At 42.0% G+C, this 16970-nt stretch carries 14 protein-coding genes; all 14 read right to left on the bottom strand.

The annotated features are described in order from the left end of the window. Positions 1–1332, bottom strand: a 1332-nt coding sequence (gene cysS, locus VMW39_02925; GenBank protein ID HUW22973.1) for a cysteine--tRNA ligase, incomplete at its 3' end; no start/stop codon positions are given. Positions 1333–1341: 9 nt separating this feature from the next. Then, positions 1342–1815, bottom strand: coding sequence for a 2-C-methyl-D-erythritol 2,4-cyclodiphosphate synthase (ispF, locus tag VMW39_02920; protein HUW22972.1), 474 nt, complete (start codon positions 1813–1815; stop codon positions 1342–1344). 213 nt (positions 1816–2028) lie between these two features. Next, positions 2029–2721, bottom strand: coding sequence for a 2-C-methyl-D-erythritol 4-phosphate cytidylyltransferase (gene ispD / locus VMW39_02915; protein ID HUW22971.1), 693 nt, complete (start codon positions 2719–2721; stop codon positions 2029–2031). Positions 2722–2751: 30 nt separating this feature from the next. Further along, complete coding sequence (locus VMW39_02910) at positions 2752–3735, bottom strand: PIN domain-containing protein (GenBank protein ID HUW22970.1); 984 nt, start codon at positions 3733–3735, stop codon at positions 2752–2754. Positions 3736–3892: 157 nt separating this feature from the next. Then, positions 3893–5260: a DNA repair protein RadA gene (gene radA, locus VMW39_02905; protein ID HUW22969.1), complete on the bottom strand. Its 1368-nt coding sequence runs from the start codon at positions 5258–5260 to the stop codon at positions 3893–3895. A gap of 7 nt (positions 5261–5267) precedes the next feature. Then, the gene (locus tag VMW39_02900) at positions 5268–6533 is read right to left on the bottom strand and encodes an MlaD family protein (protein ID HUW22968.1); all 1266 of its coding nucleotides are present in this window, start codon (positions 6531–6533) and stop codon (positions 5268–5270) included. A gap of 4 nt (positions 6534–6537) precedes the next feature. After that, positions 6538–7293, bottom strand: a complete 756-nt coding sequence (locus VMW39_02895) for an ABC transporter ATP-binding protein (protein HUW22967.1) — start codon at positions 7291–7293, stop codon at positions 6538–6540. Between the two features lie 108 nt (positions 7294–7401). Beyond that, positions 7402–8193 (bottom strand): ABC transporter permease, encoded by a 792-nt coding sequence (locus tag VMW39_02890; protein HUW22966.1) that lies wholly within the window; start codon positions 8191–8193, stop codon positions 7402–7404. Between the two features lie 26 nt (positions 8194–8219). Then, positions 8220–9239: a peptidylprolyl isomerase gene (locus VMW39_02885; protein HUW22965.1), complete on the bottom strand. Its 1020-nt coding sequence runs from the start codon at positions 9237–9239 to the stop codon at positions 8220–8222. Beyond that, a complete protein-coding gene (locus VMW39_02880) occupies positions 9211–10116 on the bottom strand; it encodes a peptidylprolyl isomerase (GenBank protein HUW22964.1) in 906 nt (301 codons plus the stop codon). The genes VMW39_02885 and VMW39_02880 overlap by 29 nt, the downstream gene beginning before the upstream one ends. A gap of 63 nt (positions 10117–10179) precedes the next feature. Then, the gene (gene mfd / locus VMW39_02875) at positions 10180–13323 is read right to left on the bottom strand and encodes a transcription-repair coupling factor (GenBank protein HUW22963.1); all 3144 of its coding nucleotides are present in this window, start codon (positions 13321–13323) and stop codon (positions 10180–10182) included. Positions 13324–13559: 236 nt separating this feature from the next. Continuing rightward, complete coding sequence (gatB, locus tag VMW39_02870; GenBank protein ID HUW22962.1) at positions 13560–15002, bottom strand: Asp-tRNA(Asn)/Glu-tRNA(Gln) amidotransferase subunit GatB; 1443 nt, start codon at positions 15000–15002, stop codon at positions 13560–13562. A gap of 36 nt (positions 15003–15038) precedes the next feature. Continuing rightward, complete coding sequence (gene gatA, locus VMW39_02865; GenBank protein ID HUW22961.1) at positions 15039–16499, bottom strand: Asp-tRNA(Asn)/Glu-tRNA(Gln) amidotransferase subunit GatA; 1461 nt, start codon at positions 16497–16499, stop codon at positions 15039–15041. Beyond that, positions 16499–16873 (bottom strand): cyclophilin-like fold protein, encoded by a 375-nt coding sequence (locus VMW39_02860; GenBank protein ID HUW22960.1) that lies wholly within the window; start codon positions 16871–16873, stop codon positions 16499–16501. The genes gatA and VMW39_02860 overlap by 1 nt, the downstream gene beginning before the upstream one ends. Positions 16874–16970: the final 97 nt, after the last annotated feature.

Genomic DNA, 16970 nt, shown 5'->3' with positions numbered 1-16970 from the left:
TTTCTTCCAATCCTTTCTTTCCCGGGCAGTATCGCGCTCGTCAATAAGCTTTTCGATTTGGAACTCATCCATTCCTGCCTTTTCTATAGCCTTCTCTTTCAGAAACCCCAAAAGAGAACCCATGCTTCTTAAGGCTCTATCTGCCCCGAGAAGAAAGGGGAGGTCAGGATTCTTTTCAGAAATTTTTTTGTTTGCTTTACCTACCAAATCGAATATATGACCTAAAGCTCGAGCTGTATTAAAATCATCATCCATAGCTGTGGTGAATTTTTCTTTTGCCTCCGATATACTACTATCCTCTCTTTTAGGAGGACTCGATTTCTTTCCCGCTTTCAATCCCTTTAGCAGAAATTCGATGTTCTCTAAAGTATTGTGAAACCTTTCTAAACTCTTCCGGGCTTCTTCCATCTTATCGTCAGAGAAATCTATGTGGCTTCGATAGTATTGGGAAATAAGAAAGAACCTGACCACATTGGGAGAATATTTTTCATAAATCTCCTGCAAGGTAAAAAAATTGCCCAGGGATTTAGACATCTTTTCCTGATTGACCGTAACAAAGCCGTTATGTAACCAGTAACCCGCAAAAGGTTTTCCTGTAGCTGCCTCGGATTGAGCAATTTCATTCTCATGGTGGGGAAATATCAAGTCCTGCCCACCACCGTGAATGTCGAAGGGAACTCCCAGGCGCCCCATGCTCATTGCACTGCACTCAATATGCCATCCCGGCCTGCCCTTTCCCCAGGGGCTTTCCCAGTATGGCTCACCGGGCTTGGCACTTTTCCATAAAGCAAAATCGAGAGGGTTCCTCTTTCGTTTATCCACTTTTATCCTGACTCCTGCCTGCATCTCTTCCCGGGAGCGATGGGAAAGTTTACCGTAACCATCAAACTTTGCTATTTCGAAGTAGACATCTCCATCTATGACGTAGGCATAGCCTCGTTTGATTAACTTTTCAATAAGTTTGATCATCTCCGGGATATGCTCTGTCGTTTTGGGGTAAAAATTGGCTTCCTTTATGTTTATTTTTCTCATTACTTCAAAATATTCGCTGATATACTTCTCTGCTATGTCTTCGGCCTTGCTTCCTAACTGTTTGGCTCTGTTGATAATCTTATCGTCAATATCTGTAAAATTTTGCACATATGTCACTTCATAACCCTTATATTCTAAATATTTTCTGATTACATCAAAAACTACATAACAGCGGGCGTGCCCGAGATGGCAATGATCGTAGGGTGTGGTTCCACAAACATAAATCTTGACCTTACCCGGGGAGTGCGGTTTAAATTCTTCTTTCTTCCGGGTTAGAGTATTATAAACAAATAAAGACATAATCTTCCTTTAAAGCTCTGTGAGTGAAACTATAGTATAAGCAGCTATTCCTTCGCCCTGACCAATCAATCCCAATCCTTCATTGGTTGTGGCTTTAATATTTATTACTTCTCGACTACTGTTTAGAACTCCGCTAACATTCTTTTTCATTTCTTCAATATAGGGCGAAAGGCGGGGACTCTGAGCTATAATTATCGAATCGAGATTATTTACCTGAAAATTTGCTTCAGTCATAATTTCAGAAACTTTTCCCAAAAGAATCAGAGATGAGATATCTTTATACTTTGGGTCAGTATCCGGAAAATGAAGGCCTATATCGCCCTTTCCTAATGCGCCAAGAATTGCATCACAGATGGAATGGGCTAAAACGTCTGCATCAGAGTGGCCAGACAGCCCCTTCTCAAAAGGTATTTCTACACCCCCCAATACTAATTTTCTCCCTGTAACCAGCCGATGGATGTCGTAGCCAATACCTACTTTCATAATGATTCCCTTCCCAAAAATTTACGGGTAGTGTAGCCCTTTATGGGCGTAATTTTTGTCTATCCGTAGTGTACCCTTTATGGGCGTAAACTTACGGGGACAAGCCCCTACACTACAAAAAAGATTACGGGCATAAAGCCCTACACTACCAAAAACAGGACGGGGACAAGCCCCTAAATCAAAGCAGAGCTTCGCTCTGCGGCTACACAAAGGCTAGAATGGCTTTTTTGATAATATCCTTTCAGCAAGGATCAGGTCTTCTTTAGTGGTAATTTTTATGTTACGGTAGTCACCGGAGATAACTTTTACTGGTTTATTCATTCTTTCCACCAACTGAGCATCGTCAGTGCCATAAAATCTGTCTTTCAGGGCTTTAGCATAAGCTTTCTTAATCAAACTGAGCCGGAACGTTTGTGGAGTCTGAACTCTCCAGAGACATTCACGAGGAAGCGTTCTTTCTATAACGCCTCTACTGTTTGCCATTTTGACAGTATCACTCACAGGAACGGCGACAACGCAGGCTCCAAATTTCCTTGCTTTGGCAATAGATTCAATTATCATCCTTCTGGTGACAAACGGCCTCACTCCATCATGAATAATTACTATCTCATAATCCGAAGACACAAGAGCAAGTCCACAAGCCACCGAGTCCTGTCGCCGCGCTCCTCCACTAGTCAACTCTATCTCTTTCTTATATCCGTACTTCTCTATAATTTCCTTCTGACAATACCTTTTCCAACCTCTGGGGATAACCAAAATTATCCTGTCAACTCTATTTATTGAGTCAAATACATCGAGAGTATATGCCAGAATTGGTTTAGAGCCGATAGAGAGGAACTGTTTCTTTGTTGAACGTCCCATCCTTTTTCCACTGCCAGCAGCAACAATAATTGCTACTACTTTCAAAGGTTACCTCTCCTCTCATAAATCGTCTGTTCATTCTTCCACAAGGCGGGCAAATATCATCCGTCCGGCGGCAGTTTGTAAAATGCTGTTTACCATTACGTCAACTTTTCTGCCGATATATCTCCTTCCATCTTCAATTACCACCATCGTTCCATCATCAAGATAAGCCACTCCCTGTTTAGGCTCTTTTCCCTCTTTTAAAACGAAGACCTTCATTGCCTCGCCAGGCAGAACTGGCGGTTTAATTGCGTTGGACAGTTCGTTGACATTCAAAACAGCAATTCCCTGCACCGCTGCAACTTTGTTTAAGTTGAAGTCGGCAGTCATAATCCTGGCATCCAATTCATCAGCCAATTTTATTATCTTTGCATCTACTTCTTCAATTTTAGGATAATCTTTCTCAAAAATCTTTACTGTGACCTGTTTAGTCTCCTGGAGTCTCTTTAAAACGTCGAGTCCCCTCCTACCCAGGTTTCTCTTTGAAGAGTCTGGTGAATCAGAAATTTCTTGCAGTTCTTTCAAAACGAAATTGGGGATTACCAGAGTTCCTTCTAAAAATTTGGTCTCGCAGATATCAATAATCCTACCATCAATTAAGGCGCTGGTGTCGATGACCTTCATCATCGCACCACCTTTTCGCTTACTGGAAAGGGTGATGTTCTTATCCAGAAGTTCTAATTCCTCTTTCTTTTTAATAGCCAGGAGCATTCCGATATAAGCAAGCACAACTTTTGTTAACAGAGAATACGATTTAAAGAATGTATCCACAGATGGATTCCCCATCAATGCTACCGAATAGTCAATGAGTTTGGCAGCAATTAATCCCAGGATTATTCCAATACCACCAGCTACCATTGTATCCAGGGCAACTTTTTCAATAAGTATCTCTACAAGGATAATCAAAATTGCAGCACCCGTTCCGATTAGAATACCCTTAGCCCCTGGAGAAATCTGAAAATAACCAATGATTGGCCCAGCAATAATAACTAATAAGCGAACAATCCAGATAAACAATAATTTTCACCTCCTCGTCTTTTGCTTCTCTATAATTAAATATTCTACTCTCCATACGCCGGCTAAAGCCGTCGACTACCTCAAAGAAAAGGTGACAGGCACCTTTTTTCCCTCCTCTCCCCTTGGGAGAGAGGGTTAGGGATTGCCAAAAAGACCCTCAAGCCCGCCCGAGATGCAGTTTTTCAATAGCCTCATTAACTGTAGACACACCAATTAAATCTATTTTTCTCTTCTCGTGGAATTCTTTCAGGTTATTACTGGGTAGTATGCAGGTTTTGAAGCCTAACTTTTCCGCCTCGCTTACCCTTTTTTCAACAAAAGTCACTCCCCGCACCTCACCTACCAAACCAACTTCACCAATAACCATTACCTCCTCACCAATAGGTCTATTCTTCACTCCTGAATAGATAGCCGCTATAACGCCCAGGTCACAGGCAGGTTCGTAAATTTTCACGCCTCCGGCGATATTCAAGAAGATATCACAATTTTCCAGATGGAGATTAAAATTTTTCTCCAGTACCGCTACCAAGAGAAGTATCCTATTGTAGTCTAAACCACTGGCTTGTCGCCTGGGTAGGTTAAAATTTGCTCTTGTGACTAAAGCCTGTAGTTCAACTAAAAGGGGTCTAGTTCCCTCTAAAGGTGCTACGACAACTGTCCCCGCAGTGGGAATGCGTCCCTCCAGAAAAATCTGTGAGGGATTTAATACCTGTTGCAATCCATCGCTTTTCATCTCAAAGATGCTAATTTCCGAGGTAGTACCATACCGATTTTTCTCCACCCTCAAAATCCTATATAAGTGATCCTTAGACCCTTCAAAATAAAGAACTGTATCCACAATATGCTCTAAAACTTTTGGGCCGGCAATTGCTCCCTCTTTAGTAATCTGTCCCGAAATGAATACGGGAATCCTTTTGGACTTGGCTAAATAAAAGAGTTCATCAGTGCACTGTTTAACCTGGCCCACACTTCCTGGTGAACCACTAAAACCATCATGGTAAACCGTTTGAATTGAATCGATAATTACAAATTTCGGTTTAATCTCTTTAATCTGGTTAATTATCTCTTTAATATTTGTCTCAGAGAATATTATCAATTCCGGAGAATCTATCCTCAACCTGTCAGCTCGCAACTTTATCTGTTCCAAAGACTCCTCTCCAGAGATGTATAAGCATTTTTTTCCGGAAACTGCCAGACTTCCCGCCACCTGTAAAAGCAGAGTCGATTTGCCGATACCAGGAGAACCAGCTAACAGGACAAGCGAGCCAGCCACAACTCCTCCACCTAAAACATGATCGAACTCTGATATTCCTGTGAGAAACCTCTCCTCAGGCTGAGGTTTGATAGAACTGATTGGACTCGGCTTTGCTGTGGAAAGGGTGCGTTCTTCCCTCAAGCTAATATCTATATCTAATCTCTCTTCAACTAAACTGTTCCACTTCCCACAAGTAGGACACTTGCCCAGCCAGCGGGCGGACTGATATCCGCATTCCTGACAAATAAAGGCCGTCTTTACTTTTGCCAATGTTACCTCACTTTAAAACAACACCTATACTGCTATTGACCGTGCCCTGATTCAATATATCCTCACCATTTATTCTAAGATAGCACCAATCGTTTATCCTGAACCTCGTTCCGGCATTGAGCCAGGCTCTTTCTCTGGAAAAGCGGAAAACTTCTGCATCAATTTCTATTCTGTCTTTAATTGGCCAGAAAGCTCCACCAAAACCACCACTGGAGCGAATAACCCCGCCATATAGAGAGAACAGTCCTAAATTTTTTCCTACCTTCACAGTTATACTATTTATTTTCTGTTCACCCGAATCGGTGTCTCTGTTACTTTCTCCAATATTGTTTACTGAAAAGTAGTAAAACCTTTCCTTGCCAGGAATCAAGGAAAGACCAAAGTCACTTCTGAGTTTCTCCTCATTTACATTATAATTTAACTGGTATTCCCATGCCGTTCTCAAACCAGATGTCCTCTGCAAAATCTTCTTAGCCTGTTCAGAACTCTCCTGGAGACTTTCTACCATTTCTTCAATTTGTTCGCCCATCTTTTCATCAGTCAAAAGCCTTCCCATTGCTCCTTCCCCTTTATTGAGCTTTTCTGCAACTTCGGCGATTTCATCCAGGCTTCTGTCAAGCTTTTGCAGGGAACTGATGATACTTTTCTGATTTAAACTATCGGTTATTTCCCTTATATTAGCTGAGAGTTGGTTAAGATTCTTAATTGTCTCCTCTAACTCCTGTCCTTCAGTGCCCAGAGCTCTATTCAATTTCCGGGTGACCTCTCCAATATTATCCAAAAATACTCTCAGAGACTTGCCCAATTCCTCTTCTTTACCAACCCCTTTTATCTCCTCCACCAGACCTCCCACGCCAAGTAAGACTTTTTCCACAGCCCTCTCAATACTAACAGGGTCAATACCTATAATAGTATCCCCGTCCTCGAGGAGTGGCTCTTCTTCTGAACCAGAAGTAATTTCCAGATACTTCGTGCCCACAATCCCGAAAGAGACAATCCTCGCCCGTGCGTCCTTATGGATTCTCACATCCTTTTTTATGAAAGCAGCCACTTGAGCTTTATCCCCAACCAGTCTGATATCTGTAACTTTTCCTACGACCACTCCTGCTCTTCTTACCTGGGCTTTTTCCGGAAGCCCACTAACATCGTTGAAAATGATTTTTATTTTATACCGCTTTCCCAAATGGATATCGCCAAGAAGAACAGTCACTATTACCAAAGCTACAAGACCACACAGAACAAAAAGCCCTACTTTTGTCTCCTGAGTTAACATCAATCTACTCCTTTAACTTCATCTTTATAGGCCCCTCACTTGAGCCAGTAATAAACTGTCTCACCACAGGATTTTTCGTCTCTTTTATTTCTTCCGGCGTTCCTATCTCTTCTATCCGGCCCTGGTAAAGCATGGCAATCCGATCGGAAACCTTGTAGGCAGTAACCATATCGTGAGTGACAACAATAGAAGTTATGTTTAGTTTCTCTTGTAAATTTAAGATTAAATTATTAATTACATCGGCCATAATTGGGTCAAGGCCAGTTGAGGGTTCATCGTAAAGAATATACTTGGGATTCATAGCAATTGCCCGGGCAAGCGCCACTCTCTTCTTCATTCCTCCAGAAAGTTCAGCAGGCATTAGCTGTTCAATCCCTTCCATGCCGACCAGAGGAAGCTTTTCGGAAACTCTCCTTTTTATCTCTTTCTCATCCAAATCGGTTAACATACGCAAACCAAAAGATATGTTTTCTCCTACTGTTAAAGAATCGAATAGAGCAGCTCCCTGAAAGAGCATACCGAATTTCTTTTGAACCTCAGCCAATTCCTCCATTCCCAACCTGGTGATTTCTTGACCATCTATTTCGATTTCACCAACTTCTGGCTTCATGAGCCCCACAATATGTTTTAAAAGGACGCTCTTCCCACAGCCACTCCCACCTATTATGGTAATTGTCTCTCCTTCTTTTATTTCCAGGTTCACTCCCCGTAGAACTCTATTCCCTAAAAAGCTCTTATGGATATTGTTAATCCTTATCATATTTCAACTCATCCGCCCTTTCGGGCGGACTCCAAAAACATGGAGTCCTTGCGAAAGCAAGGAAATTACATACCGCCCTTTCGGGCGGACTCCAGACCTTTCTACATTTTAAAAATGGGTGGCACCAATTCCAATGGAGACCAGAAAGGCCGTCAAGAAGTAGTCTGAAATTAAAATCAAGACCAAAGAAGTTACTACCGCCGAAGTAGTTGCTCTCCCCACACCTTGCGCTCCACCTTCGCAGGTGAATCCCTTATAACAACAGACCATAATAATTATTACGGCAAAAAAGAGAGATTTTATTAGACCATGGTACACATCATCAATCCGCATAAAATTCAGAATCTCATCTCGATAAACGGCTGCTGGAATATTAAACGAATAGACGCTAACCAAGAGTCCGCCTAAAACACCAATAATATCTGCTAACAGGGTAAGGATGGGAACTATAATCAGACAGGCCAAAAACTTGGGGACTGCTAAATACTTTACAGGATTTGTGCCCAGAGTATACAGAGCATCTATCTGCTCTGTAACCTTCATTGTCCCAATCTCAGCCGCTATCGCTGCACCAACTCTACCAGCTAAAACCACAGAGCACATAACTGGACCCAATTCCTTAACCATAGAAAATCCAACAGCCATTCCCACATACACAGGCTCACCAAAAAAATTGCTGAAAGCATAGCCAGTCTGTAAAGCTAAAACCATACCCGTAAACAGAGCAGTAAGTCCAATTACTGGAAACGACCTTACTCCAATCTCCATCATCTGACTTACAATGTCCTTACTCCTCAGCGGGCGACGACCAGTCCAGTAGATTATCTGGCGGAATAATCCTGTTATCCGACCCAAGCCACTGGTTGCATCTAAAATTCCCTTACCTACGTATCTCAACAATCTACTCTCCGCTTTCTCACCTAACCTTAATCAATATCACTCCTGGTAATACTTACCTTATCCCTCAATGTCCTCAACCATTTTTCATAACGTTCTTCCATTTTCTTCTGAAAAATAAAGTTCCGCAGGTAGTCTCGAATTTCTTCTAAACTTTTCTTTTCTGAGGCTTTCTTCTCTATACATTGAATAATATGGTAACCATATTCTGTTTCCACCACATTGCTAATTTCCCCTACCTTAAGAGCAAAAGCTGCCTCCTCAAATTCTCGCACCATCTGACCCCTTGTGAAGAACCCAAGATCACCACCCCGGGGAGCAGACGGGCCTTCCGAATACTTTTTCGCCAATTCCGCAAAGCTGGTCTTCCCTTTCTTAACCTCTTTTAAAATCTCTCCAATTTTCTTTAGAGCTTCCTTCTTATCAGTATTTTCATCAACTTTAATCAATATGTGGCGCACGCGCATCTGCTCGGGTTCCACCATTTCCGATTCATTCTGTTTATAAAAGTCTTCAATTTCACTATCTGTGGATGGAACAACCTTTGCTTTAACTTCCTGATCAATCAATTTCATTACCATTAGTTGGTTCTTCACCTGTCCCCTAAATTCTTCTTCCGCTAATCCCTGGCTGGCAAGTTCTTGATTATATTCCTCTTCTGTGCCAAATCTCTTCCTAATCTCTCCTATTCCATCCTGAATCTCCTTGTTGTTCACTTTTACTTTCTTCCTCTTAGCCTCGCTAATCAAAATCTTCTCATCGATCATCTGCTCGAGAATTTTCTCTTTAAGCTCTTTAATTTTTATTTCCTTATCTGGACCCGTTAGAAACTTCTCATACTCTTCTATCACGGGTTTGACTCTTCTTTCGTATTCGCTCATAAGTATGACTTCACCATCAACTGTAGCTACAGTCTTGTTAACTACTTTTGCCCCAAGGGAACTGGCTATGAAAAGACAAAGGATGGTGAATAGAGAAACGGTGATGATGCTAATGATTTCTTTCCTTACCATTTTTCCTTCAGGGCTTCTGCGATTTTTCTTCTTCATTTTTGGTCTCTCCTTTACTTTCTAATTGAATTCCTACTGAAACTTTGTCTAAAAGGTCATAATTAACTGAAACCATTGATTCCTTCCTATACTTCTCCATTAGTTTGTCGAGTTTCTCGTTTTGGATTATCGTCCTTATCTCAGAATCTATTTCCTCCGGAGTCCTCTCTCTCATTTTCTTTCTGCCTGTTAACTTAACCAGATGGTATCCGAATGGAGTCTCTATAATTGGGCTGATATCATTCCTGTTTTCCAGAGCAAATACAGCCTCTTCGAACGCAGGAATCATTTCTCCCCGAGAAATATAGCCTAAATCACCTCCCCGGGGAGCTGTAATTGAATCGATTGAATACTTTCGAGTTAACTTTTCGAAATTAGCGCCTTCTTTCAGTTCATTTAAAATCTTCTTCGCCTCTGATTTTCTCTTTACCAAAATGTGGCTTACTCTCATCTGTTCGGGACTTGCAAATTTCTCCTCATTTTTCTCCAAATACTCTTTAACTTCTTCGTCTGAGACGGCAATGCGGTCTTTCTGTAACTCCTGAACTATCGCCTCCAGGAGGATGCGATCTTCTACATTCTTCAACATCCTCCTGATCTCTTCCTTCCTATGTAACCCCTCTTCTTTTGCCTTTTGAATAAGCACAGCCTCAGCAATCATACCATTGAGAAGCTCTATTTTGCCGTTATGCGTAGCTAAGAATCCTTGATAATAAGTGGGAATCTCGGTAATTCTTACTTGAAACTCCTCAAGTGTAATCTTTCTTCCCTTAATCTGGACCAGGGTATTCCCATTATCCTTAGTTTTAAAAAAAATAAGTGCGCCCAATCCAATAACCAGAATACCCAGTAGCAAAAATAAAATTTTTCTTTTCATCACATCTCCTTTTGCACGGTTAAAACCGTGCCTACAAAGTGCTAAGTAATTAATTATATCAGATTATATCAATTTTTGCAATAAACCCTTCAACTTCCTCACTTTTAACCGTTCGCCTTCAAATTTCTCTTTTAAATCTCCTTTGACCTTGGAAACGTAATCCCAGGGACTAATTGAAATTTTAAATTTTTCCGTCTGCTTAAACTTAATTTTCTCTCTCAAGCCCTTAGCTAACTCTATAAATTTATCCGGTGGTACCTGAGTTTGTGGACTGAATTCAACTTCCACCTCGCCATCTCTTTCACCAATCTTCTCAATTCCCAATCTTTTAGCCAGTTGGCGAAGCTCTACCAATTCAAACAGGGTCAAACAGGACCGGGGAATATCACCGTAACGGTCTTCCAGCTCCTCCCTTATTTTCTCCAAACTCTGAGAGTCACTGCAGGAGGCAAATTTCCTGTAGATATTAATTCTCTGAGCTGGATCGGGAATATAGTCCGTAGGAATGTAAGCATCTGCCTGTAAATCTATTTCCACAGGTCGCTCCCGTTCTATCTTGATGCCTTTCTCACTGTTAACTGCCTCTTCCAAGAGTTTACAATAGAAATCGAATCCCACTTCCAGGATATGTCCGTGCTGTTCTGGCCCGATAATATTACCCGCTCCGCGAAGTTCGAGATCCCTGAGTGCAATCTTAAAGCCCGAACCCAACTCAGTGCACTGGGCAATAGTTTGCAGCCTCTTTTCAGCAATGTCACTGAGTGGCAATCGGCGTGGATAGAAAATGTAGCAGTAAGCTTTATATTTATCTCTGCCAATCCTTCCTCGCAACTGATAAAGTTGTGCCAGACCCAACTCCTGCCCATTGGTAATTATCATAGTATTGACATTGGGAATATCCAGTCCTGCCTCGATTATAGTGGTGGCCACTAGAAGGTCATACTCTTTATTTATAAATTTAACCATTACCTCTTCCAGTTCTGAAGCTGTCATCCTGCCATGGACAACTCCCATCCTCACATCAGGCATCATCTTTTTTAGATAGCTGGCAACTGTCTCGATTGTTTCCACCCGATTATGCACATAAAAGACCTGACCTCCCCGTCCAATTTCATTCCTTATAGCCACTTCCACAATTTCCTCATTGTATTCTCCTAAATAGGTTTCAATAGGGATACGTCCTTGTGGCGGGGTATCTATAACTGACATATCCCGGACTCCCCCCAGAGCCATAGAGAGAGTTCTGGGAATAGGTGTAGCAGTCAAGGTCAATATATCCACCGTCTTTCGAAGTTGTTTCAACTTCTCCTTGTGACGGACACCGAACCTCTGCTCTTCATCAATCACCACTAACCCCAAATCAAAAAACTGAATATCCTTCTGGAGAAGCCTGTGAGTGCCAATAACGATATCTACTAAACCCTGCTTTAATTTTTCAACAATTTCTTTCTGTTCCTTTTTGCTTTTGAATCTGGAGAGCATCTCAATCACTACAGGATAGTCAGCGAATCTCTCAGAAAAAGTGTGGTAGTGTTGTTCAACCAAAATTGTTGTGGGAGCAAGCACTGCTACCTGCTTACTGTCAAATACAGCCTTAAGGCCGGCCCTCATAGCTACCTCTGTCTTACCGTAACCAACATCCCCGCAGACAATCCTGTCCATCGGTTTTCGGCTTGTCATATCCTGCTTAACTTCTTCGATTGCTCTTTCCTGATCCAGGGTCGTCTCATAAATGAAAGCATCAGCAAACTCTTTTTCGTAATGGCTATCCCGAGGGAAAGCATGTCCCGGTAATTTCTGGCGGGCAGCATATATCTCCAGAAGCTCCCGGGCAATCCGCTGAACAGACTTTTTCACTTTAGCCGTTACCTGACGCCAGGCAGTGCTATCCAGAGAATATAATTTTGGCTTGTAACCTTCAGTGCCAACATATTTCTCCACCAGATTAAAATCCTCAATGGGCACATACAATTTATCACCCTTAGCATACTCGATTGCGATATAATCTGTGAACCTGCTTTCTATCTCTATCTGCTTAAGCCCTAAATATTTTCCAATGCCATACCTCTCATGCACCACATAGTCGCCAGTATTGAGTTCAATCAAATCACTGAGTCTTCTTACGGGATACTTGAGTTTGGGGTAACGATGCCTTATCTTGTAGCGACCAAAGATTTCCTTTTCAGAAATCACTACAAGTTTCAAGGCAGGAAAAATAAACCCGGAATTCAGATTTCCTATCCTGAAGTGGGGAAATATTTCTTCTCCCTGTTCTCGCAACAGCTCTTCCAACCTCGACTTTTCTCCCTCATTGTTACAGAAGACATAAGTTTCCCATCTTTCCTTACGCCAATCTGCAAGTCCCTGGCAGAAGAACCCAATTTTACCATAGAACGATGGTGGTGACTTCGTGGAAAAATTAAGCGCACTCCTTTGAGGCAAGATAGACAAGTAAACCTCCACAAGCCGCCTCCCAGCGGACGATGACAACTCTACACTATCCTTTAACACCACTCCCTCCTCCGGGAAATAATCAAAAATAGTATGAGAACTTTTCTCATCCGATAATTTTGCCGGAATCACCTTAGCCTCCCCTACAGTGCTTATCGACCTCTGCGTCAGGGGATCGAACCAGCGCATCTCCTCAATATGGTCCTCAAAGAATACCACCCTGAGAGGACGGTCGAAATTAGGAGACCACACATCCAAAATCTCGCCCCGCAGGCGGAACTCTCCCACTCCCTCCACAATATCAATCCTTTCATAACCAGCATCAGTTAGTTTTTCGGTTATCTTCTGATATTCAATCTTTCCACCTTGGGACAGAGTTAAGGTAAGGAGGGAAAATTGGGAGGGAGAAATAATTTTCTTCTTTATACTATCCAGAGTTGTTACCAGAAGGGGATTCTTCTCCAGCGAGAGATGATAAAGAGAAACAAGCGAATCTTCTCTATTCTCTTGAGAAAAAAGGCTACTCTCTCCTCGAAAAGCTTTAAGGTCTTCCCTTAACCTTTCTAAGTCATCCTCTCTTTCCGCAATTACTAATAGGGCTTGAGAAATTCTCTCCTTTAGACCCAAAATAAAAAAAGCTTTGGAACCACCCCAAAGCCCGGAGACTTTTATCTTTCTCTCTTTGTTAACTATCTTTTCAGAAATTTTTTTTAAGCTTCTATCCTTTTCCCAAAATTGAAGTAATTCATCCTTCATAAGTCTATTCCGTGAAAAAGGGGTCAGAGTCAATATTCTATAGGTAGTGTAGCCCTTCATGGACGTAATTTTTACGGGCATAAAGCCCTACACTACCAAGAAGCGACTAATGGAGATTGGCGGATTATCTTATGGAGGAGGATTGAGTCTTAACCTCTTCTTCTAATTCTAATGATATGTAGGGGCTCAATTTATTGAGCCCCTTTCTGCGGATTTGATAAATCAAACCTCTACATTTACCCTCTTAATTTCTCTTTCAATATTTTGTTGACCAACTGGGGATTGGCTTTGCCCTGGGTCTTTCTCATTACCTGACCAACCAAATGTCCTATAGCCTTCTCTTTACCTTTTCCATACTCTTCTACAGCATCTGGATTTTCCTTTAATACCTCTTCCACTATCTTGCCAATCTCTTTCTCATCGGTAATCTGTACTAATTTCTTCTCTTTCACAATTACTTGAGGATTCTTTCCACTATTAAACATCTCCTCAAATACTGTTTTGGCAATCTTCCCAGAAATTGTTCCTTTCTCCATTAATTTCAAAAGTTCTGCCAACTGCCCAGGAGAGATCGGGGATTCCTCCACCTCTTTATTCACTGCATTCAATCTTCCCAGAAGCTCACCCATTACCCAATTGGTAACCACCTTCGGATTATTATACAGTTTAACTACTTTTTCAAAATAGTTAGCCAGTGGTTTCTCAGCAGTAAGCACCCCTGCATTGTATTCTGAAAGCTTATATTCTTTTATAAACCGTTCCCGGCGTCTATCGGGAAGTTCGGAAATAGTCTTTCTGATATTCTCTATCCATTCTTTCTCCACTATTAAAGGCACCAAGTCTGGTTCAGGAAAATAACGATAGTCATGAGCCTCCTCTTTACTCCTCATAGGATATGTTCTTTCCTTTTTCTCATCCCACAGTCTTGTCTCCTGAATAATCCTCTCTTCACTCTCCAATGCCTTAATCTGTCTTTTAACTTCGTATTCCAGGGCTTTCTGGATAGCTCTGAAGGAATTCATATTCTTAACTTCTGCTTTCACTCCCAGTTCTTTCTTCCCCGCCAAGCGCACAGAAACATTCGCATCGCAGCGGAGCGAACCCTTCTCCATATCGCAATCTGATACTTCCAGATACCTGAGAATATTCTTCAAAGTAGTAAGGTAAGTATAAGCTTCTTCGGGGCTAGTGATATCAGGAGAGGAAACTACCTCCAGAAGGGGAACCCCACAGCGATTGAAATCGACGAGACTCCCGTCAATTTCCCGGGAACCAATATAGTGGAGAAGTTTTCCCGCATCCTCTTCTAAATTAATTCTGGTTATACCCACTCTCTTCCTTTCACTACCAGTACCAATTTCAAGATAGCCATTTTGAGCCAGAGGCTCCTCGTATTGGGAAATCTGGTAGTTCTTAGGCAAATCAGGATAAAAATAGTTTTTGCGCGCAAATATTGAGCGTGAAGCAACTTCGCAGTTTAATGCCAAAGCACTCTTAATTGTATATTCCACCGCCTTCTTATTAACCACAGGTAGTATCCCCGGCATCCCCGTGCAGACAGGACAGGCATGAGTGTTTGGCGCTGCACCAAATTCAGTTGAGCACCCACAAAACAACTTAGACTCTGTCTTCAGATGGACATGGACTTCCAAGCCAATTATAGTTTCATACTTTACCATTCATCCACTCCAAAAAGGTGACAGTCACCTTTTTCCTTACAGTTTTGGTTTTCTCTTGTGCCACTCTGTATTCTTTTCATATGTATAGGCTATGCGAAGCAGGACCTCCTCATCAAAAGGCTTCGCCAAAAGTTGTAGCCCAATAGGAAGTCCTTTCTTGCTAAATCCACAAGGCTGAGAAATTCCGGGAATACCAGCCAAGTTTGCAGAAATGGTAAATATATCTGATAAATACATCTGCAAGGGGTCATCAACCTTCTCACCAATCTTAAATGCTGGAGTGGGAGCTGTTGGCGTCACAATGGCATCTACTTTCTCGAAAGCCTCATCGAAATCTTTTTTAATCAGAGTACGCACCTTCTGGGCTTTCAAATAGTAGGCATCATAGTAGCCACTAGATAAAGCGTAAGTACCCAGCATTATCCTCCTCTTAACTTCTGCACCAAATCCTTCACCCCTCGTCTTCTCATACTCTTCCAATAAGTCCTCTGTTTCTGGAGAGCGGTAACCATACCTGACTCCATCATACCTGGCCAGGTTGGCGCTGGCCTCAGAGGGAGCAATCAGATAGTAGACCGCCACTCCATACTCGGTATGGGGAAGAGATATCTCGAAAATTTTTGCTCCCAGACTTTTCAGAAGCTCTATCGCCTCTTTCACTGCCCTTTCCACTTCCCCATCCAAGCCCTCAACGAAATATTCTTTGGGAACTCCTATCTTAATACCTTTAACATTTTCTATTAAGGATTTGGTGAAATCGGGTACATCCAGATTAACTGAAGTGGAATCGTTTTCATCATAGCCAGAAAGAACATTCATCAGAAGTGCCGCATCTTCCACATCTTTGCCAAAGGGACCTATCTGGTCCAGTGAAGAGGCAAAGGCAACCAAGCCATAACGGGAAACCCTGCCGTAAGTAGGTTTTAATCCCACTACCCCGCAACAGGCTGCTGGCTGACGAATAGAACCTCCTGTATCAGAACCTATTGCCAGAATTGTTTCATCGGAAGCTACTGCTGTGGCCGAGCCACCGGAAGATCCGCCGGGAATATAGTCTCTATCCCAGGGGTTACGAGTTATTCCAAAATAGGAATTCTCGGTTGAGGAACCCATGGCAAATTCGTCCATATTTGTTTTGCCTATAAACACTGCTCCTTCATCTCTCAATTTCTTAACCACTGTAGCCTCATAAGGGGAGATGAAATTTCCCAGTATGTGGGAAGAGCAAGTCGTTCTCACGTTCTTGATACACATATTGTCCTTGATGGCAACAGGAATGCCTGCCAAGAGACCTGGAAATTCACCTTTTCTCATCTTCTCATCAATGTTTCTTGCCTGGAGTAAAGCCTCTTTCTCAGTTAAGGTAACGAAACTATGAAGTTTATCCTCTACCTGATTAATTCTATTATAAATGGACCTTACAATCTCCTCAGAAGAAATCTCTTTTTTCTCCATCTTCTCCGATAATTCGTGCGCAGTCAGTTCATATATTTCCATTAAGTTCTCCTGTCAAGGGTTATCTTCTCGCCATCTTTTACTTTTTTCCAATCCTTTGGATTTCCCAGAAGTTTACCAATAATATTCACCGGGCTAGCTGGCCTTATTTCAGACTTTGTAGAAACAGGAGTCTTTCCAAAGAAAATACAGAAACCATTTCCTTGAGGCCAGTAACCCAGGTCTCCTTCCTGGACAACATCCACAGCTTCTTCCGGACCCATGTTCACTGGAATAGCAAAATATATTTCCTCTCCCCAGGTATTAACCTTTGCCTCAATAGGAAGAGAATCCCAGATAGCCTTTGCCGTTTTTGTCTCCAAGAGTTCTGCTTCCATAGTAACTTTTTCTGTCTTTATATTGATTTTCTTTGCCATTCTTTCCCCTTAATTGTAGTGTAGCCCTTTATGGGCGTAATTTTCACGTGGGCAAGACCAAAACCATTACGGGCATAAAGCCCTACACTACCTAAAC

The sequence above is a fragment of the bacterium genome (assembly GCA_035530055.1).
Lineage (GTDB): Bacteria > UBA6262 > WVXT01 > WVXT01 > WVXT01 > WVXT01.
Note: the sequence above shows the minus strand (reverse complement) of the source record. Positions and strands in the feature narration are given on the sequence as shown.

Excerpts from the sequence above, each read along its gene's own strand:
- VMW39_02880 (HUW22964.1), bottom strand. The coding sequence starts at position 10,116 with ATGAAAAGAAAAATTTTATTTTTGCTACTGGGTATTCTGGTTATTGGA.
- VMW39_02885 (HUW22965.1), bottom strand. The coding sequence starts at position 9,239 with ATGAAGAAGAAAAATCGCAGAAGCCCTGAAGGAAAAATGGTAAGGAAA.
- gatB (HUW22962.1), bottom strand. The coding sequence starts at position 15,002 with ATGGTAAAGTATGAAACTATAATTGGCTTGGAAGTCCATGTCCATCTG.
- VMW39_02860 (HUW22960.1), bottom strand. The coding sequence starts at position 16,873 with ATGGCAAAGAAAATCAATATAAAGACAGAAAAAGTTACTATGGAAGCA.
- VMW39_02900 (HUW22968.1), bottom strand. The coding sequence starts at position 6,533 with ATGTTAACTCAGGAGACAAAAGTAGGGCTTTTTGTTCTGTGTGGTCTT.
- mfd (HUW22963.1), bottom strand. The coding sequence starts at position 13,323 with ATGAAGGATGAATTACTTCAATTTTGGGAAAAGGATAGAAGCTTAAAA.
- ispF (HUW22972.1), bottom strand. The coding sequence starts at position 1,815 with ATGAAAGTAGGTATTGGCTACGACATCCATCGGCTGGTTACAGGGAGA.
- gatA (HUW22961.1), bottom strand. The coding sequence starts at position 16,499 with ATGGAAATATATGAACTGACTGCGCACGAATTATCGGAGAAGATGGAG.
- VMW39_02895 (HUW22967.1), bottom strand. The coding sequence starts at position 7,293 with ATGATAAGGATTAACAATATCCATAAGAGCTTTTTAGGGAATAGAGTT.